General features: G+C 62.3%; 16 protein-coding genes. 8 read left to right on the top strand and 8 right to left on the bottom strand.

The window, feature by feature from the left end; translation table 11 throughout:
- Both WI560_RS24215 and WI560_RS24210 read right to left on the bottom strand, forming a co-directional pair.
- On the bottom strand, nt 1-1,395 hold the full coding sequence (locus WI560_RS24215) for an ABC transporter substrate-binding protein (protein WP_375305187.1): 1,395 nt from the start codon (nt 1,393-1,395) through the stop codon (nt 1-3).
- A gap of 356 nt (nt 1,396-1,751) precedes the next feature.
- A complete protein-coding gene (locus tag WI560_RS24210; protein WP_375305186.1) occupies nt 1,752-2,714 on the bottom strand; it encodes a LysR family transcriptional regulator in 963 nt (320 codons plus the stop codon).
- A 301-nt stretch (nt 2,715-3,015) separates the two neighbouring features.
- Between WI560_RS24210 and WI560_RS24205 the strand changes: the two genes are divergently transcribed.
- From WI560_RS24205 to WI560_RS24190, 4 genes are all read left to right on the top strand, one after another.
- Nucleotides 3,016-4,674, top strand: coding sequence for a thiamine pyrophosphate-dependent enzyme (locus WI560_RS24205; protein WP_375305185.1), 1,659 nt, complete (start codon nt 3,016-3,018; stop codon nt 4,672-4,674).
- Nucleotides 4,675-4,709: 35 nt separating this feature from the next.
- Nucleotides 4,710-6,185 carry an aldehyde dehydrogenase family protein gene (locus WI560_RS24200; RefSeq protein WP_375305184.1) on the top strand — a complete coding sequence of 492 codons (1,476 nt, stop codon included), beginning with the start codon at nt 4,710-4,712 and terminating at the stop codon, nt 6,183-6,185.
- A 146-nt stretch (nt 6,186-6,331) separates the two neighbouring features.
- The gene (locus WI560_RS24195; RefSeq protein WP_375305183.1) at nt 6,332-7,804 is read left to right on the top strand and encodes an FAD-binding oxidoreductase; all 1,473 of its coding nucleotides are present in this window, start codon (nt 6,332-6,334) and stop codon (nt 7,802-7,804) included.
- Entirely contained in the window at nt 7,737-8,798 is a 1,062-nt protein-coding gene (locus tag WI560_RS24190) for an MBL fold metallo-hydrolase (protein ID WP_375305182.1), read from the top strand. The genes WI560_RS24195 and WI560_RS24190 overlap by 68 nt, the downstream gene beginning before the upstream one ends.
- Before the next feature lie 101 nt (nt 8,799-8,899).
- On the opposite strand, the gene hpaD is transcribed toward WI560_RS24190, so the two are convergent.
- The 4 genes from hpaD to WI560_RS24170 form a co-directional block, all read right to left on the bottom strand.
- On the bottom strand, nt 8,900-9,745 hold the full coding sequence (hpaD, locus tag WI560_RS24185) for a 3,4-dihydroxyphenylacetate 2,3-dioxygenase (RefSeq protein WP_375305181.1): 846 nt from the start codon (nt 9,743-9,745) through the stop codon (nt 8,900-8,902).
- Between the two features lie 254 nt (nt 9,746-9,999).
- Nucleotides 10,000-10,578, bottom strand: a complete 579-nt coding sequence (locus WI560_RS24180; protein ID WP_375305180.1) for an amino acid synthesis family protein — start codon at nt 10,576-10,578, stop codon at nt 10,000-10,002.
- Between the two features lie 8 nt (nt 10,579-10,586).
- Nucleotides 10,587-11,450 (bottom strand): fumarylacetoacetate hydrolase family protein, encoded by an 864-nt coding sequence (locus WI560_RS24175; RefSeq protein WP_375305179.1) that lies wholly within the window; start codon nt 11,448-11,450, stop codon nt 10,587-10,589.
- 99 nt (nt 11,451-11,549) lie between these two features.
- A complete protein-coding gene (locus tag WI560_RS24170) occupies nt 11,550-12,251 on the bottom strand; it encodes a GntR family transcriptional regulator (protein ID WP_375305178.1) in 702 nt (233 codons plus the stop codon).
- 161 nt (nt 12,252-12,412) lie between these two features.
- Between WI560_RS24170 and WI560_RS24165 the strand changes: the two genes are divergently transcribed.
- The 4 genes from WI560_RS24165 (at nt 12,413) to WI560_RS24150 (ending at nt 16,111) form a co-directional block, all read left to right on the top strand.
- The gene (locus WI560_RS24165; protein WP_375305177.1) at nt 12,413-13,357 is read left to right on the top strand and encodes a zinc-dependent alcohol dehydrogenase family protein; all 945 of its coding nucleotides are present in this window, start codon (nt 12,413-12,415) and stop codon (nt 13,355-13,357) included.
- 14 nt (nt 13,358-13,371) lie between these two features.
- On the top strand, nt 13,372-14,277 hold the full coding sequence (locus WI560_RS24160) for a VOC family protein (protein WP_375305176.1): 906 nt from the start codon (nt 13,372-13,374) through the stop codon (nt 14,275-14,277).
- A gap of 74 nt (nt 14,278-14,351) precedes the next feature.
- Nucleotides 14,352-15,332, top strand: a complete 981-nt coding sequence (locus WI560_RS24155) for a tripartite tricarboxylate transporter substrate binding protein (protein WP_375305175.1) — start codon at nt 14,352-14,354, stop codon at nt 15,330-15,332.
- Nucleotides 15,333-15,397: 65 nt separating this feature from the next.
- Entirely contained in the window at nt 15,398-16,111 is a 714-nt protein-coding gene (locus WI560_RS24150; protein ID WP_375305174.1) for a VOC family protein, read from the top strand.
- A gap of 238 nt (nt 16,112-16,349) precedes the next feature.
- Here the strand turns inward: WI560_RS24150 and WI560_RS24145 are convergent, their stop codons facing one another.
- A complete protein-coding gene (locus WI560_RS24145) occupies nt 16,350-17,312 on the bottom strand; it encodes a Bug family tripartite tricarboxylate transporter substrate binding protein (protein ID WP_375305173.1) in 963 nt (320 codons plus the stop codon).
- A gap of 76 nt (nt 17,313-17,388) precedes the next feature.
- A complete protein-coding gene (locus tag WI560_RS24140; protein WP_375305172.1) occupies nt 17,389-17,904 on the bottom strand; it encodes a MarR family winged helix-turn-helix transcriptional regulator in 516 nt (171 codons plus the stop codon).
- Nucleotides 17,905-18,125 lie beyond the last annotated feature (221 nt).

The raw sequence follows: 18,125 nt of genomic DNA, 5'->3' as shown, positions 1-18,125 counted from the left end.
TCAGCCGCGCATCATCGGCTCGATGCGGCGCTGCGCATCGTCCAGTGCGGCCTTGATCGTGGCCTGGCCGGAGAGGGCGGACTGGATCGCGGTCGCCATGGTGTCGCCGATCGCCGGCCATTGCGGCACGCGCGGACGCCAGTCGACGTCGGTATCCTCCTGCAGGGCGCCCATCGTGGCCTCGACGAAGTTCTCGCCGAAGCCGTTCATCAGCTTAATGTAGTCGGGGTCCTTCCACACCGAGGTGCGGTTGACGCCCGAGCGTTTGGTGGGCCCGGCGAACTTGTGCGCGGTGCGCGCCTGGGTCTCGGCACTCGCGGCCCACTGGATGAACAGCCAGGTCGCCTTGCGTTTCTTCTCCGGCAGCGCGGAATTGATCGGGAAGCCCCAGTTCCAGATCGACGTCGTGCGCTTGCCCGAGGGGCCCTTCGGCCAACGGGCATAGCCGACCTTGCCGATCACCTTGGATTTTTCGGGATTGTTGATGACCGAAGCCGACGAGTGCGCGTCGATGTAGCTGGCGACGGTGCCTTGCGAGAAGGCATCAGCGATATCCGGCCAGTTCCAGTTGGCAGCCGCCGTCGGTGCGTACTTTTTCATGATGTCGACGTACCAAGCGAGCGCCGCCTCCGCCTCGGGACCGTTGACGGTGAGCTTGCCGCCTTTCATCCAGTCGCCGCCGAACTCGCGGAAGATCGACGGATAGATGTACATGTTCTGGCCAGCACCCGCGACGCCGCGCAGCGCCGCGCCCCAGACGCGATCGTTCGGCGTGTTCAACGCCGCCGCGTTGGACATGTAGGCCTCCAGCGTGTCGGCCGGCTTCAGGCCCTTCGCATCGTAGAGATCCTTGCGATAGACCTGAATGGTGACTTCACCGTCATAGGGCATGCCATAGAGCTTGCCGTCGATGCCGTTGGCGCTGCGCCAGGCCGGGATGATGTCGTCGAGCTTGAACCATGCCGGGTCGGTCAGCGACTTGTCGGCGAGATAAGTGTCGAGCGGCTCGACCCATTTGTTCGCGGCATAGAGCGCGTAATACATGGGATCCGCCGCGTGGGTCGCGTAGGTGCCGGTCTTCGAGGTCAGGTCGATGACGCTCTTCTGCCGGATCTGCGCCGGCGGAATTTTTTCGAAGCGCACGTCGATGCCGGTCAGCGCCTTGAATTGCGGGGCCAGGGCAATGAGGTTTTCGAAATAGCTCGCAGGAATCACGGCCACCGTGATGGTCTCACCGGAAACCTGCTGCCAGTCGATCTGAGCGGATTTGTAGGGTGCAAGATCGGCGTCCTGTGCGGCAGCGCGCCTCAGGAAGGCCGGCCCGACCATCGCGAGTGCGGCGGCTGCGGTTCCGGTCTGGAGTAGGGTTCGTCGCGTCGGCTTGAATGACGGCATGCTGTCCTCCCGATAATCCGGATTTATATATCCGATTAGTTAGGACATTTGCCTAAATGTTATAACAAGTCAACATGTGTCGGTCCGGGTTCGCGCCAGCGGCGGGCCTTGGCCGGCGACATGACGTCGCGCGACCCTCGGCTCCGATCGGACCCGACGTTGTGGGCGTGCATGTTCATGCACTTCGCATGCTATTGATCGATCGCTCTGACGGTTACGTGGACGACGGTCCGTCTGCGGAATGGCTTGGGATATGACGCGCTGACCGCCGGACGAATGTTCTCGCTAGGAGTTGGCGGCGAGGCTCAGCGTTGAGTTTTGACTTTACGGCCGGCTATTCAACCGCTCTGACGAACTCAGTCGTCCCTTTTTGAGGCCTTGCGCGCCGGCCCAGCCTTGTCATGTTGTGCCTTCAGATTCCATGCCCGGATCCATTGAATCACAAATTCGGCGAAGGCTTCGGCTGCCGGCGGAATCGAGCGCCGTGAAGGCCGATAGAGACACACCTCGCGCACAGTCTCGGGCTTTGTGATGCGGCGCATCGTGAGCCCCAGCGGCCGAGCCACGACTCCGACATAGGCCGGAGCAGGCGTGGCGGCGAGCCCCTGCGCCGCGATGCCAAGGGCTGTGGTGATGTTGTCGACTATCTGCGGAGGAGCGATCGGACTTGTATGCGGAGCGGAGCTCCTCATCTCAGCAACGCTGACCTCGTGATCTCGGCTCGCGGCGACGAGGTTGACATTGCGAAGGTCGTCCCAGCTCAGCACCTTCCTGGTCGCCAAGGGGTGTTCCGACGCAAGCCAAAGCACCCAGGGGCTGCGAAAGATCGCCTCTCGGATCACGGCTGGATCGGGAGGCCGGTCCGGCCCTACCGCCAGGTCGACGTCTCCCGCTGCGACCCGGTCCACGGTCAGATCGACGGGTACGTCTCGAATATGGATGGCAACGTTCGGACGCTCTCGTCTGAATTCGCGCACGGCTGCCGGCAATACGGCGCTCGCCAGGATCAACGGGGCGCCAATCCGGACCACTCCTGCAGCGCGGTTGCGAACGTCTGCTGCGGCAGTCTCGGCGAGTTGTACGTGTCGAAGGACAGTCTGTGCAATGCCCAGAAATTCGCGGCCGGCGCTCGATAGAGCAACGCGTCTCGTGCTGCGGTCGAACACGCGAAATCCTGTAATGGCCTCGAGCTCACTTACGAGCTGGCTGACAGCCGACGATGTCAGGCCCAGTCGGTCGGCAGCGGCCGAGAAACTGAGAGTAGCAGCGACAGCAACGAACGCTTCGAACTGCCGGATTGTGATGCGAGCGAGCGACATGCCCCCATTATTAAGCATTCCTGATCAATTGCAAAGAATCGATCGTTTGTCCTGGAGCGCTCTCCCGAGCAAGACTTGCCGCGCTGATCCTCGATATCGGTCGTGGCGGCGCCCCAATTTCAATGATGAAGAGCGGAGCTCACCGGATGTGAAGCTACCGCGTGGCATCTGGAGGGAACTGTGCTCGATCCCCGGACGGCGCCTCTGCCGCCCTCACTCTTTGGCCGATCACAGGCGGGATTCTTCTGGTCGCCTTGCAGGCCCACAGCTCGTGCCCTCCGGACACGGACGAGCAGCGCAAATGATTGAGCACGAAACCACCGGCGAGAAGATCGCTCGGTCTCTGATCGCGCACGGGGTGGATACGGTTTTCGGCATCCCCGGCGCGCACATGTATGACTTCAACGACGCGCTCTATGGCCGGCGTGCCGAGCTGCGCTTCATCCATACCAGGCACGAGCAAGGCGCCGGCTACATGGCCTATGGCTACGCCAAGTCGACCGGGAAGGCTGGGGTCTATTCGGTCGTGCCCGGCCCCGGAGTGCTTAACTCCGGCGCCGCGCTTTGCACCGCCTACGGCGCAAATGCTCCCGTTCTCTGCGTCACCGGCAACATCATGTCGCACTTGATCGGTCAGGGGCGCGGCCAGCTCCATGAGTTGCCCGATCAGCTCGCGACATTGCGGAGCTTCATCAAGGGCGCGGAGCGCATCAACCATCCAAGCGACGTCTCCGACACCATGGCGAACCTGTTTACGCGCATGCTGTCGGGACGCCCCGGACCGGTTGCCGTCGAGGCGCCATGGGACGTTTTCGGGGCGAAAGGACCGTTGGGCGAAATCGCCGTCGGCGTTCCCCATCTTCCGCCGGCCATCGATCCTGATGCAATCGCCGCGGCCGCGGCACTCGTCGCCAAGGCCAGCAATCCGATTATCATGGTCGGCGGCGGGGCCGCGGATGCGGGCCCCGAAATCGCCGAACTGGCTGCGCGCCTTCAGGCCCCCCTTACCGCGCACCGCTCGGGCAAGGGAATCCTGCCTGGTGACGATCCTCTGGCGTTCAATTCGGTCGCAGCCTTCGAGCACTGGAAAAAGGTCGACCTCCTGATCGGCATCGGCAGTCGCCTCGAGCTGCAATATATGCGCTGGCGGTGGCTTCCGCCGGGGCTCAAGGTCATCCGCATCGACATCGATCCGACCGAGATGGTCCGTCTGAAGCCGGATGTTGCCATTGTGGCGGATGCGGCGGCAGGGACCAGGGCTTTGACTGCCGCGATCAGCGGAGCGTCACCTGCCTCGCGCGAAGATGAATTCCGCGAGATCAAGGCCAAAGCGCAGAGCGCCTTCTCGGAGGTGCAGCCTCAGATGGCCTATCTCGACGCTATTCGCACCGTACTGCCTCGCGACGGCTTTTTCGTCGAGGAAGTGAGCCAGATGGGCTTCACGGCGCGGTTTGGCTTTCCGGTCTATGGGCCTCGACAATACGTTACGTGCGGCTATCAGGACAATCTTGGCTTCGGCTATAACACCGCGCTCGGCGTCAAGGTTGCGCATCCGGACAAAGCCGTGGTTTCCGTCTCCGGCGACGGCGGGTTTCTGTTCGGACTCCAGGAGATGGCCACCGCGGTTCACCACCGCATCAACGTCGTTGCCATCGTCTTCAACAATGCATCATACGGCAACGTTCTGCGCGATCAGCGGCAGTCCTATCAGGGCCGCTTCATCGGGGCTGACTTGACCAATCCGGATTTCGTCAAGCTCGCCGAATCCTTCGGCATGCCTGCCTATCGTGCCGCATCGCCGGAAGCTCTGAAGCGCGCGCTGGGAAAAGCCCTCGATCTCGACTCGCCGGCGCTGATTGAAGTGCCGGTCGAAAAAGGCTCGGAAATGAGCCCCTGGCCGTTCATTCACCCGGCCGCGCCCCAGCGCAGCCAAGCGTCGCCGGACATGAGCAAGGAGTAAGCATGACAATCCAAACCCGCATCGCAGCTCTGCCAGTGAGCGGGGCCACCAGGGCCTTCCTCTCGCGCAAGCACAACCTCCTGATCGGCGCAAACGACGTCGGAACGCGGAGTGGCTCAGAAATTCCGGTGCATGATCCGGCGTCCGGGGCAGTCATTGCGGCCGTGCCGGCCGGAGGCAAATCGGAGATCGATGCGGCAGTGGCCGCAGCCCGCGCCGCCCTGGAAGGACCGTGGGCGAAGCATCGTCCTGCCGATCGCGAACGACTTCTGCTCAAGCTCGCGGATGCGATCGAGGCCGACGGTCAACTGCTGGCAGAAGTGGAAACGGTCAATAACGGCCAATCGATCGGTATTGCGCAGGCGCTCGAAGTGGGGGCTTCCGCCGAGCACCTGCGCTATATGGCGGGGTGGGCGACCAAGATCTACGGTCAAACGCTGGACGTCTCGATCCCGATTCCGCCCGGCACCCGCTATCGCGCGATGACGCGGAAGGAGCCCGTTGGCGTGGTCGGCGCCATCGTTCCGTGGAACTTCCCGCTCCTGATGGCGGTCTGGAAGATTGCGCCGGCGCTGGCTGCCGGGTGCACGGTCGTCCTGAAACCGGCGGAGGAGACGCCGCTGACCGCGCTGAGGCTTGGGCAGCTGATCCGGGAGGTCGGTTTTCCCGATGGCGTCGTCAATGTCGTGACCGGCTATGGTCACGAGGCCGGTGCGGCGCTGTGCTCGCACCCTGGGATCGACAAGGTCGCCTTCACCGGCTCGACCGAGGTCGGCAAGCTCATCGGACATGCCGCGATCGACAATATGACGCGTTTCTCGCTCGAGCTCGGCGGGAAATCGCCGATGGTGATGTTCGATGACATGAATCCCGAGTTGTTCGGGCTCGCCGCCAATCTCGGCGTCTATTTCAATCAAGGTCAGGTCTGCACGTGCGGTTCGCGCGTCTACATCCAGAAATCGATCTTCGACAAGGTGGTTGAGACCTTCGTTGGCGTCGCCAACGGCCTGAAGATCGGATCTGGTTTCGATCCCGCCAACCAGATCAATCCTCTTGTTTCGGCCAAGCAGCAGTCGCGTGTCCTTTCTCTGATTGAAAGAGGCGCGACCGAGGGCGCCACGATTGCAGCAGGTGGAACCTCAGTGGGTGATGCAGGCTACTTCGTCAAGCCGACCGTCATTGTCGGCGCCAACAAGACGAACACGCTTGTGCGCGAGGAGATCTTCGGGCCGGTGGTTGCTCTGCTTCCATTCACCGACATGGCCGACGCCATCGCTCAGGCGAACGACACGGAGTACGGGCTTTCTGCCTCGGTGTGGTCGCGCGATATCGATCGCTGTTTCACGTTTGCGGATGCGGTGAAGGCAGGCACGGTCTGGGTCAACACGCACAACGTGGTTGATCCGAACATGCCGTTCGGCGGCTACAAGCAATCCGGTCTCGGTCGCGAACACGGGGCCGTTGCGGTCGAGAACTACCTCGAAACCAAGGCGATCTGCTTGGCGTTCTAGCTGCCACCGAACGCATCGGCCAGTCAGTCCATGTCGTCCGCCGGGAGAATAATGATGAGCGAGCCCAAGACGCTTGCGGCCAACAAGACGCTTGCGGCCAATCAAAAGAGAGCGGAAGCATTCCTCGATGGAGCCCGGTGGCACAAATGCTTGAAACCTTGAAGGGAGCAACGTCCCTGCTGGACACCACGTGGTCCGTTGCAGCGCCGCGCGTGTCGGCCAAACGGGTGGCGATCGTGATCGAGGAAGCGCGCGGATTCCTTGGCGACCGGCTGTCGACAAGCATGGCGTTGCGCGAGCAGCATGCGCACGGTGAGGGCCCCGCCTTGCCTCATTTGCCGGATGCCGTCGCTTTCGTCGAGACGGTCGACGAGGTCAGGCAAGTTCTGGCGCTCTGTCATCGAGAGGGAGTGCCAATTGTTCCATTCGGCGCAGGGTCGAGCCTTGAGGGGCAGGTGAACGCCGTTTGCGGAGGAATAAGTGTCGATCTCACCCGGCTGAACTCGATCATCGAAGTCAACCGGGAGAACATGGATTGTTTGGTCGAGCCGGGTGTCACGCGCGAGCAGCTCAACAGCCTCATCCGCGACGCCGGCCTGTTCTTTCCAGTGGATCCCGGTGCGGAATGCACGATTGGAGGAATGTGTGCGACTCGCGCAAGCGGTACGAATGCGGTGCGATACGGGACCATTCGGGAAAATGTACTTGGGCTCGATGTCGTTCTCGCGGACGGTCGGCTCATCTCGACGGGCGGCCGCGTGAGGAAGGCCGCCAACGGATACGATTTGACGCACCTCTTCATCGGTTCGGAGGGAACACTGGGCATCATCACGAAGATCAGTTTGCGTCTTCACGGCATGCCCGAGGCAACCAGCGCCGCCGTCGCGCAATTCCCAACTCTGGCCGCTGCAGTCGAGACAGTTTTCATGACGATGCAGCTCGGTATTCCGATCGCGCGCGTCGAGCTTCTGGATGATGTGCAAATGGAGGCGAGCATCGCCTATTCCAAACTCGAAGGCTACGAGGCGGTCCCGACCTTGTTCTTTGAATTCAACGGCAGTCATTCCAGCGTGAAAGAGCAAGCCGAACTCGTGGAGACCATGGCGAATGACGCTGGAGCAGTTCGCTTCGTGTGGTCCAGTGGGACCGAGGCACGCAATCGGCTGTGGACCGCCCGACACCGGGCGTATCCGGCCGCAGTCGCTTTGCGTCCGGGGGCGAAAGGCATTGCGACCGACGTCTGCGTGCCGATCTCGCGGCTTGCCGAAGCTGTGCTCGGAGCGCGAGAGGATATTGCAGCGTCCGGATTGATCGCACCGATTGCCGGCCACGTTGGAGACGGCAATTTTCACTGCTGCATCCTGGTCGATCCGGATGATCCCATTGAAGTCGAGCGAGCGCTCACGCTGGATCACAAGATCGTCGCGCGCGGTCTCGCCCTGGGCGGGACCTGCTCTGGAGAGCACGGAATCGGCCTCGGAAAGCGCGGCTTCCTGGAGCAGGAGCACGGAGCTGAGGCTTTGGGGGTGATGCGATCGATCAAGAGGGCGCTTGATCCGAAAGGGATTCTCAATCCAGGCAAGCTGTTCCCAGGGCCGCCGTCAGCATTCGCGTCATGAGCTCACCTGTCAGCGTCGAAAGGAACATGCGATGAATTGCCAATCCCTTCTCGCAGGCGCCACTATAGCCCTGACATCGTCTTTCGGAACGGCAGCCCTCGCGCAGCCGTTCGAGGGGTGTCCGTCGAAGGAGATCCTGGCGCAGCTCGAGGAGTTCGGCCGCACCAGGAAGATGCCGCCCGAGCTCGGTGCCTGGCTGAACAATCCAAAGGCCCAGTACATCGAGCCCTGGAAGGCCTTCGATAACGTCTACTATGTCGGCGTTTGCTGGGTCTCGTCCTGGGTGATACGCACAAGCGACGGCGTGGTGTTGATCGACACGTTGCACGAGCCTCATGTCGACCAGCTCATTGCCAATTTGCGCAAGGTCGGCGTCGACCTGGCCGACATAAAATACGTGCTGATGACGCATGGGCACTTCGATCATGTCGGCGGGGCCGCCAAACTCAAGCCTCTGCTGCCGAATGCGAAATTCGTGATGACCAAGATCGGCTGGAGCGAAGCGATCGCGGCGGCGAAGCAGTCCGAAGGAACGCCGCGTCCGTGGTCAATGATCGATCAGGATGTCGTCGTCGGGAACGGAGACGTCATCCGTTCAGGCGACAACACGTTTGGTGTATTGGAGACCCCCGGTCATACCCATGGCACAGCATCGTACACCTACGACGTGAAGGATGGCACAAAGACCTATCGCGCCATCACGGTCGGCGGACTTGGGCTCAATGCGATCGAAAACTCGAAGCAGGTCGAAGGGTACGTTGCAAGCCTCGACACGATCAAGAAGCTGGCCGAGCAGCCCGGCAATCCTGTGACGGTGCATCTCACGACGCACCCGTTCTCCAACGGATTGAATGAGCTCCGCGAGAAGGTCATTTCGCGTGCACCGAACGAGCCGAATCCTCTTGTCGACCCGAAGGGTTTGATCGATCAGCTGGCCTATCTGCGCAAGGGAGCGGAAGAGCGGCTGGCTATCGAACGCAAGGCGGGTCGCTAGTCATGTCTCGTCTGCGTCGCGGAGTAGCGGTAGTCCTCAAGCGGAAGCATGGTGCCACCGAGGCCGGTCTGGCCGGCCCCGGTGTGCTCCGTTCGTCGCCCTCAAAGATGATGCTCGGCGATGATCTGGCCGCTGCCCGATGAAGGGAAGTAGGGACAAAGCAGCTCGGTTTCTCCCGCGTATGTGTCCCAACCGAGCAACCCGAACATCATGTGGGTATCGGCCATCAAGGCCTCTCCATTGCACTTGGTCGAGTATTCGGGGAGCATGCGGACGAACTCCGCATAGCGGCGTTCCTTCCATAGATCGAGGACGCGCAAGTCGACCTGGCGGTTGAATTCGCTGCCGACCTGTTCCCATTGGCTATCGCCGACCTGCTCGTTGGCAACGAGCTTGTGCGACATGGAGCCGGAAGCAAGGACGGCGACCTTGCGATTGGAGGCGGCGATCGCGGCAGCGCAGGCCGTGCCGAACTTGCGGTTCTCCTCCACGCTGGCGAAGATCGGTGCGGCAACTGAAAGGACGCGCGCCCAGCCGTCCTCGTTCATGTAGTGCATCGGCACGATGGTGCCGTACTCCAGCGGCAGCGTCTCCACCTTGTGTGCCAGGACCTGAAGACCGCGCTTCGTCGCTTCGGCTGCGATGGCGTCGCCCAGCTCGGGGTCGCCGGGATAGTCGTAGTTCATGTTCTGGATCATATGCGGCGCCTCATGGCTGGTATAGACGCCGCGATGGCGCGCGTTTGCGTTCATGTGACACCCGAAATTCGAGATCCAATGGGTATCGAATACGAGGAACGTGTCGGCCTTCCTGTCGCGGGCACGCCTGCCGATTTCGCGCAACGCCTGAATGGCCGCTGCCCGCTTTCCCTTCAGGGGCCCGTCGCGCTCCGAAATCATGATCGAAGGTACGTGCGCAATCTTGGCCGCCAATACGATGTCACCCATGGACGCCTCCTCGTTGAGTTATCCGGGTATCGTATTTGCCTTGGCCGCAGCGATCCTTAATGCAGATCAAATGGAGAAGGTGCCAAGCGCGTGTTGATCATTAAGCGCAGCTTATCGATTACAAAGAAACTATCGATTGTGAGGCCACGCTTGAGGCCTTGCTCGAAGATACAAGGCGCCGGGTCGAACCGTCGCCTTGTCGTTTAATTCAGCGGCCAGTGCCCGCAGGTTTTCAGGCGAGCCGCTGTCAATCCTCAGCGCTGCCCATCGTGCACCGAGATATCGGATGCGGCGAGCCCGCCGATCCGCGCATGAGGCCTGCCGCCGGTCGCCATCACCAGCCCGAAAGCGATCTCGTCACGTCTTGGCGCATCCCATAGCGTCATCTCCGCGGTACCGAAATGGCTGCGCACATAGCACGCTTGGATGTGTCCAAGCGGAACCATGAGACGCGTGCCGGGCCCGCCGATGGTCTTTGCCGCCGGCACGATCGCCTTGGGCTGGCCGAGCACCTCGCGCATGCCCTGGCCGCCGGCTTCGTGCCAGACCGCGCCATGCTCGAGCTCGCCGTCTTCGCCGACGATGATGCCCTTGCCGTAGGCTTCGATGTGCGGGGCGCCTCCGAGCTGCGTGATCAGCCGCGTTGCGAGCTCGCGCCCGAGCTCACGCAAGGCCGCCTGGAAGGGCATCAGGTTGGGTTCGTAGCGACCGGCGAAGGGATTGTGGATGACCGCAATGGCCGTTCCGACCAACAGCGGCTTCTCCAGGCGAGGCCCGCGCTCGTGCGAGATCGTCTCGACACCAAGCGCGGTCTTGCGAATATCGTAGGACATGCGCGGCTCTATGCTTCGTCGACGACCGGATTGCTGAGCACGCCGATGTTTTCGATCTCGACCTCGACCACGTCGCCAGGCTTGAGAAAGATCGGCGGCTTGCGGGTGAAGCCGACGCCGGCCGGCGTGCCGGTGGCAATGACGTCGCCGGGAACAAGGTCGAAGATGGTCGAGGAATATTCGATCAGTCGCGGGATCGAGAAGATCAGCATCGAGGTGTCGGAGGACTGCACCACCGCGCCATTGACGCGCGTCTCGAGCTTCAGCTTGGCGGGATCGCCGATCTCGTCCGGCGTAACGAGCCACGGTCCGAACGGACCGGTGCCGACGAAGTTCTTGCCGGAGGCAATTTGCCCGGCATGGCGCTGCCAGTCGCGCACGCTGACGTCGTTGTAGATCGAGTAGCCCGCCACGTGGTTCCAGGCATCGGCCTGGCTGATGTGGCGACCGCCCTTGCCGATGACGACGGCGAGCTCGCCCTCCCAGTCGAAATTGTCGGAGACCTTCGGCCGTATCACCGGCGCGTTGTGGCCGACCTGGGAGCGCCAGACGCGCAGGAAGATCGGCGGAAACTCGGTGATCTCGCGCTTCATGCCGAACGCCACCGCCTCGTTGTGGTGGTCGAGATAATTGCGCACGGCGCAGACGATCTTTTCGGGACGCGGAATCACGGGCAGGTATTTGACGTCGGCCAGCTTCATCGTCGGCTTGTGCTCGGCGACAATGGCCTCGCGGCGCGCGTAGTCGTTGCTGCCGAGGAAGTCGGCGAGCGTCGGATATTGGGGCAGGGCGCGGCCGAGATCGACCACGCCATTTTCGACGACGGCTCCCCAGCTTTCCCGATTTCCATCCAGGAACGACAGCAGCTTCATGGCATGACCCCAAAAGTTCGCGTTTTTCGATCCTGGGTATTATTTTCGAAAATTAAGGTGGACGCAAGCCTGACCCGACCGAAAAATGAGGACCACGTCCTATTCGGTCTCGAGCAGGTGCCCGGCGTATTTCGCGACATTGTCCGCGGTGGAGCGGATGTGGGTCTCGATCAGCTGCACCGCGAGATCGGCATTGCGCGATATGGCGGCTTGCATGATCGCCTGATGCTCGCCGGCCTTGTCGCGGGGGCGTGGCCGGAAATTGGCCGACAGATGCCGGTATCGCTCGGCGCGGTCGAACAGCTCGGCGCGGATCGCGAGCAGGGTCGCGGAGCCGCAGGCGGAGACCAGCGCCTGGTGGAATTGCCGGTGGGCGATTTTCCATTCGGGGTCGCGCAGCGCATGCTCGGGATCACGCTGTTCGATCCGTTTTAGCCTGTGAAGGGTCGAGATGACGGCAATCTCCCAGTCGTCATCGCCCTTCTGGATGGCGCGGCGCATCAATTCCACTTCGATGAGGACCCGGGCGTCGGTGACTTCCACAAGATCCTGCCGGCTGACCGGGGCAACGCGAAATCCGCGCTGCTCCTGGGCGTCGACCAGGCCCTCGGCGGCGAGGGCGGTCAGCGCCTCCCGCAAAGTGGTGAAGCTCGCGCCGAAACGCTCGCGCAAGACGTCGAACCTCAACGGCTCGCCGGGGGACAGAGCGCAGGTCACGATCTCCTCGCGCAGCCGATGGGTGATGTCGGCGGCGATCGTCTTGCCGAATTCCTTGCGGGGCCGAATGGCGCTGTCAGGCATGGTCCTGCCTATGAATCGATGGCTCAAGATGCCGTGCCATCGCCCATCTTGCAATAATTTTCGTAACCGCTATTATTTTCGAAAATACGTGTCGAGGAGGGGGGTATGAGCTCATGAGAGCGGTCCTGGTACGTCAACCGGGCGGGCCGGATGCCCTTGAATTGGTCGAGCTGCCAGTGCCCAAGCCGGGTGCCGGACAGGTTCAGATCCGTGCCGAAGCATTCGGCGTGGGGCAGCCCGACGTGCTGATCCGCCGCGGCGTTTACAAATGGATGCCGCCGCTGCCGGCCAATCCCGGCAATGATGTCGCCGGCTGCATCTCCGCGCTCGGGCCGGGCGTTGAGGGCGTGCACGTCGGCCAGAAGGTCCTGCTGAGCGCGCGTGATCTATCGCAGCGCGGCGGCTGTTATGCCGATTATGTGATCGCTCCCGCCGACGCCGTTCATGTGCTTCCCGACAATGTCGATCTGCAAGCGGCGGTGTGCCTGTCGAATTATCAGGTGGCTTACGCGCTCCTGCAGGAGTGCCGCCATCCGCGCGCGCCCGCGAGCGTCCTGGTGATCGGCGCGGCCGGCGGCGTCGGCACCGCGCTGGTGCAACTGGCCAAGCTGGCACAGATGACCGTGATCGGCACGGTCTCCACCGCCGAGAAGGCCGAGTTCGCGCGCCGTCACGGCGCCGACCACGTCATCTTCTACCGCAGCGAGGATGTCGTGGCGCGGACCCGCGAGTTGACCAAGGGCGAGGGCGTCGGTCTCGTTCTCGACCACGTCTGCGGCCCGGAGTTTGCGTCCTATCTTGGGGTGCTCGGAAAATGGGGCACGCTGCTGTCATACAACGCTTTCGCTGGGCTGCCGGAAGAGAATCTGATGGCGGCGATGCGCGATCATCTCGACATCTGCCCGGCCGTGCGCTGCTTCTCCTTTCACATTTACGATCATGATCGCGAGGGCCGTCGCGCACTGATGCGCAGCGTGATCGACGCCCTGAGCCGCAATGCGATCAAGCCGGCGATCTCGGCGGTTCTGAAGCTGGATCAGGTCAGGCAAGCTCACACCTTGCTGGAGCAGGGCTCCGCCCTCGGCAAGATCATCATGACGCGTTGAGAGAGTGGACCACAATGACGACCCAAGCACCCATTGCTCGATTCACGCGGCTGAGACATGCCACTTTCGCCTCGCCGGATTCTGAGCGATTGCTCGATTACTACCGCGGAGTGATCGGTCTTGGTCTGATCGGCCGCGATGGAGATCGCATTTTCCTTGCCAGCGATTCCGATCAGCTTTCGCTCGTGATCGAGCCCGGCGAGGCTGCTTTGACGAGTATCGCGTTCGAGATCTCACCTGATGTCGAGATGGCGGCGCTGGAGGTTGCCCTGAAACGCGCGGATCTGCGTCCAGAACTGCGGAGTGATCCTCTGCCGGGAATTTCCAGGCTGCTGTCGTTCATCGATCCCGAAGGGACGCGGTTCGAGTTGATTCAGGGCTGGACGCCGACGCCGGCGCAGGAGCGGATCGGCGCGCTCGCCGTCACCAAGCTCGGCCATGTCGCGCTTCGGACGCCCGACCCGCTGGCGACGTCGAACTTCTGTGCTGATGTCATGGGTTTGCGGGTGTCCGACTGGGTCGAGGACCGTTTCGTCTTCATGCGCAGCGGCTACGAACATCATACGCTGAACTTCGCCCGTGCTCCCGTGCGCAGCCTCCATCACCTCGCATTCGAATTGCGCGGCCCCTCCCACATGCAACAGGCTTGCGATCATCTCGCTCGCCACAAGCTCGATATCCTTTGGGGACCGGTCCGCCACGGCCCAGGCCACAACACGGCCGTCTACCACCGCAATCCCGATGGCCATCTGGTCGAGCTGTTCCACGATCTCGACCGGATGATTGACGAAGAGCTCGGCTATTTCGATCCGCGCCCTTGGCATCGCGATCGTCCGCAGCGCCCGAAAGTTTGGGTTGGGCTGCCGCGCGACGTCTGGGGTCTGCCGCCATCACCCGAATGCGTCGAGTTCGCCCGTTAGGCGGCCGGCACTTTTCTTGAAGACCGCCGCTTCACCGCGGCCAACGAAGTAAAGTCAAAGGGGAGGATGCATCCATGCAATGGATGAGGCGGATTGCTGCGACCGGATTTCTGCTTGGCAGCGTCATTGCTGCTGGCCCCGCCCAATCGGCGGATAATTACCCGTCGCGGCCGATACGAATGGTTCACGGCTTCGCCGCTGGTGGTGCGGCCGATACGCTGTCGCGCATCGTTGCCGACGGGCTGTCCAAGAAGCTCCGGCAGCCGGTCGTCGTCGAGGCCAAGCCGGGAGCGGGCGGCAACATTGCGGCTGACGCGATCGCCAGGGCTGAGCCCGACGGCTATACGATCGGCCTCGTCACGGGCGCCCATGCCATATCGGCCGCGACCTACAAGAGTCTGAGCTACCAGCCGGCCGAAAGCTTCGACATGATCTCGACGCTGGTCTACTACGCGCTGGTCATTGCAGTGCGCAACGACTACCCGGCCAAATCACTCGGCGAATTGATCGCGATGGCAAAGCAGAAGCCCGGCGCGCTCAGCTTCGGCTCGGTCGGTTTCGGCAGCACGCACCACCTCGCAGGGAAGCTGCTTAATGCGATGGCCGGCACCGAGATGGTGCACGTTCCCTATCGCGGTGATTCCCAATCCATCACTGCGATGCTTGGCGGCGAGGTTCCGGTCATTATCGGCACGCCGGTCCTGCTCGCAGCACAAATCCAGAGCGGAGCCGTCCGCGGGCTGGCCGTGACTGCGCCGACGCGGACCGCGCTTTTGCCTGACGTCCCGACGGTCGAGGAAGCCGGCGTCAAGGGATATGACGTGCGCACGTGGGCGGGCCTTCTCGCTCCCAAGGGCACCCCACCTGCCGTCGTTGCGACGCTCAACGCGGCGACGCTCGAGATCCTCAAGGACCCCGAGATCAAGCAGCGCCTGGAAACGGCCGTCGGAGGCGAAGTCCGTGGCAGCTCCCCAGAAGAGATGAAGAAGCTGATCCAGTCCGAAATCGCAAAGTGGTCGGGCGTGGTGGAGCGGGCGAAGATCCCCAGGATCTGATCCCGCGCGTTCGCCTCGGGGAAAACAGACAGAAGCTTGCAGGGGAGGGAGTGTCTGGATCGCCGTTGTTTCGTGCAGACATTGTCGGCCGGCACCGCCAGCGGCTGATCAAGGCCAGTCGCTGCCCGCACTGGCAACCACGTCGTTCGATGTTCTCGTCGAGCGTCATTCAAGAACTGCTCATCTGGAAGATCAACATGACTGAAGCCACATCGAAAGCGGAATCCTCGTTGCAATCACGTCCGAACCTCAGTCACGTCGGCATCTATGTCTGGGACATCAAGAAGATCGAGGACTTCTACTGCAAGACCCTCGACCTGGTGGTGACGGATCGTGGCGTCGGCAGGCGTTTCCAGAACCAGCTCGTTTTCATGAGTTCGCAACCGAATATGCATCATCAGCTGGCGCTTGCCTCGGGCAGAGCGCAAAATGCTCCCAGCACCGTGATGCAGCTGTCCTTCAAGGTCACAAAACTCGATCAGCTTCGTTCCACGCGCACCAAAGCCTTGGCCAACGGCGCGACCGAGATGTTCGGTCTGAACCACGGCAATGCCTGGTCGATCTACTTCAACGACCCCGAGGGCAATCTGGTCGAAGTCTATGTGGATACGCCGTTCTATGTGCCGCAGCCGCACGGCGATCCGCTCGAACTTGAGAAGACCGACGAGCAGCTCTTGCGCGAGACCGAGGAAGCCTGCCGAAAGGATCCTGGCTTCATGCTGGTTTCCGAGTGGGATCGTCTGATGTCGCAGCGTTTGGAGAACGACAAGGCTCACTGATCCAAGCCGTTGCGGAGCAAACGAGTGTGCGCTTCCACGGGTAGCGGTCAGCAGGGGTGAAGGCCGCCTTGCGCCGCGAGCCGCGCATGACCAGATCGAGCGAGCTTGATCCAAAGGGCCGATCGAGCGTCGAGACCGCCGGTGGCGATGTCGCCGCTATCGATCGTGCATCGAGCTATTGGACGTCAAATCCGCCGGTTTGCGCGCAAGGACTCCGTCCGACTCTGCATGGCATCGGCTATTGCCCTGCGAGTCCGGCGGCCTTAATGACCGGCGCCCATTGCTCGTAGTCTGCCTTTTGGATTGCGGCGAGTTCGGCCGAAGTGGTGCCCGTTGGCGTCAGCCAGAGCGCACGCGCTTTCGCCTGGAATTCGTCGCCATGGATCGAGTCAACGATCAGCTTGTTCAGCTTGTCGATTTCGGCAGGCGGCGTCTTGGACGGAGCGAACATGCCGTACCAGCCGGATCCCGAGATCGAGTAGCCCTGCTCGATGAAGGTCGGCACATCGGGGACCAGCGCATTCCGCGACTTGCCGCTGCTCGCCAACAGCTTGATGGTTCCAGCCTTCGCTTGCCCTACGAGGTCGCCCAGCGGCGCACACACCAGCGGGATTTGCCCGCCCATGACGTCCGTGAGCGCCGGCCCGGTCCCCTTGTAGGCGATCGGCTGGATACTGATGCCGGAGTCGGCCGCGAATTTGAGTGGCAACAGATGCGGCAGCGCACCAAGGCCGGGTACGCCGACATTGTTCTGGGCGGGATTTTTCTTCAGCCAGTCCAGAAGCTGCGCGAGGGTTCTGGCATCTGTCATCGGTCCAGCCGCCAGCCCAAAGTCGTAGGTCACGACCTGGGTGATAGGAGTGAAATCCGTGAACGCGTTGTAGGGCAGATCCTTGAACACGGTGGGGAACAGCACCATGGCGCCGAAAGGCGTAAACAGCAGCGTCATGCCGTCAGGATCGGCGCGCTGCACCTCACGCACGCCGATGCGGCCGTCCGCTCCCGTCTTGTTCTCGACGATGGCCGTGACGCCAAGCTTCTTCTGAATGTCTTGGGCAAGCAGGCGCGCCAGCACGTCGCCGCCGCTTCCGGGCGAATAGGGATATATGATCTTGAGAGTCGTACCCGCCGCATCAGCCTGATAACTGCACAAGCCGGCTGTCGCCGCCACTGCACCGAGCAAAAATTCCCGTCTGTACATCCTTCCCTCCCCGTTTCCATTGAGCTCGTCCGTCTTTTTGTGCGGCGAGCCGTTCGATCGACCAAGAGCCGCTGGCTCACGGTCCGGCAGTTTTCAGGTCGCGAACGCGCGGCGCCCCGCGGGACGGCCGAATCTGCTTGGCGTCGCGCTGCGACCCTCGGCGCGGCGATCGCGTGCCGGCAGGCCTGGAGCGCGACGGCGGCTTGGCCGCATTCCGCTCCGGCCGTTGCTTTGCCGGGCGCCGGAAGATCTCGTCGAACGACTGCACGGTGGCCTCCGTCACCTTGTCGAGCAGGCGGAGGAGCTCCGCCTTTTCCTTAGGGCTGAGAGATCGCGTGATCATTTCGTTGCGTGCGGACGTGAAGGCCAGGACGCGATCGTGCAAGCGGCGTCCGGCGGCAGTCGGCACAAATAGGGTTTGCCGGCGGTCCTGCAAGCTTGCGCTGTGCGACACCAGGCCCTTGCGGATCAGATCGGATACCGACCTGCTGATCTGCGCCTTGTCCAGGTAAAGCTCGGCCGCGAGCGCGGCGAGCGTGACCGGCTGGAGCGCATGGATCAGGCCGAGTGCGCGCCACTCGCCGAGGTTCAACCCGAACTCGCCCGATATCCGCAGCTGTCCGGTGCGCTCACCGATGGTGGCGAGGCGCAAAATGCGAAACATCAGAAGCCGGCGAACGTCGCCTTCGGCCTTTGTCGGGGCACCTCTTGAACGCGCAGTCATGGTTTCCCAATTGATGTTGACTTTATCAATGTTTGACTTTCTCATTGAGATTGCGGCGAGTCAAGCAGGATCGTGCATTCGCCGCGCCA

Origin of the sequence: Bradyrhizobium sp. A11 (assembly GCF_042077125.1) — a bacterium.
GTDB classification, from domain to species: domain Bacteria; phylum Pseudomonadota; class Alphaproteobacteria; order Rhizobiales; family Xanthobacteraceae; genus Bradyrhizobium; species Bradyrhizobium japonicum_B.
This window is presented reverse-complemented; position numbering and strand designations above follow the sequence as displayed.

Excerpts from the sequence above, each read along its gene's own strand:
- WI560_RS24215 (WP_375305187.1), bottom strand. The coding sequence starts at position 1,395 with ATGCCGTCATTCAAGCCGACGCGACGAACCCTACTCCAGACCGGAACC.
- WI560_RS24210 (WP_375305186.1), bottom strand. The coding sequence starts at position 2,714 with ATGTCGCTCGCTCGCATCACAATCCGGCAGTTCGAAGCGTTCGTTGCT.
- WI560_RS24205 (WP_375305185.1), top strand. The coding sequence starts at position 3,016 with ATGATTGAGCACGAAACCACCGGCGAGAAGATCGCTCGGTCTCTGATC.
- WI560_RS24195 (WP_375305183.1), top strand. The coding sequence starts at position 6,332 with ATGCTTGAAACCTTGAAGGGAGCAACGTCCCTGCTGGACACCACGTGG.
- hpaD (WP_375305181.1), bottom strand. The coding sequence starts at position 9,745 with ATGGGTGACATCGTATTGGCGGCCAAGATTGCGCACGTACCTTCGATC.
- WI560_RS24180 (WP_375305180.1), bottom strand. The coding sequence starts at position 10,578 with ATGTCCTACGATATTCGCAAGACCGCGCTTGGTGTCGAGACGATCTCG.
- WI560_RS24175 (WP_375305179.1), bottom strand. The coding sequence starts at position 11,450 with ATGAAGCTGCTGTCGTTCCTGGATGGAAATCGGGAAAGCTGGGGAGCC.
- WI560_RS24170 (WP_375305178.1), bottom strand. The coding sequence starts at position 12,251 with ATGCCTGACAGCGCCATTCGGCCCCGCAAGGAATTCGGCAAGACGATC.
- WI560_RS24160 (WP_375305176.1), top strand. The coding sequence starts at position 13,372 with ATGACGACCCAAGCACCCATTGCTCGATTCACGCGGCTGAGACATGCC.
- WI560_RS24155 (WP_375305175.1), top strand. The coding sequence starts at position 14,352 with ATGCAATGGATGAGGCGGATTGCTGCGACCGGATTTCTGCTTGGCAGC.
- WI560_RS24145 (WP_375305173.1), bottom strand. The coding sequence starts at position 17,312 with ATGTACAGACGGGAATTTTTGCTCGGTGCAGTGGCGGCGACAGCCGGC.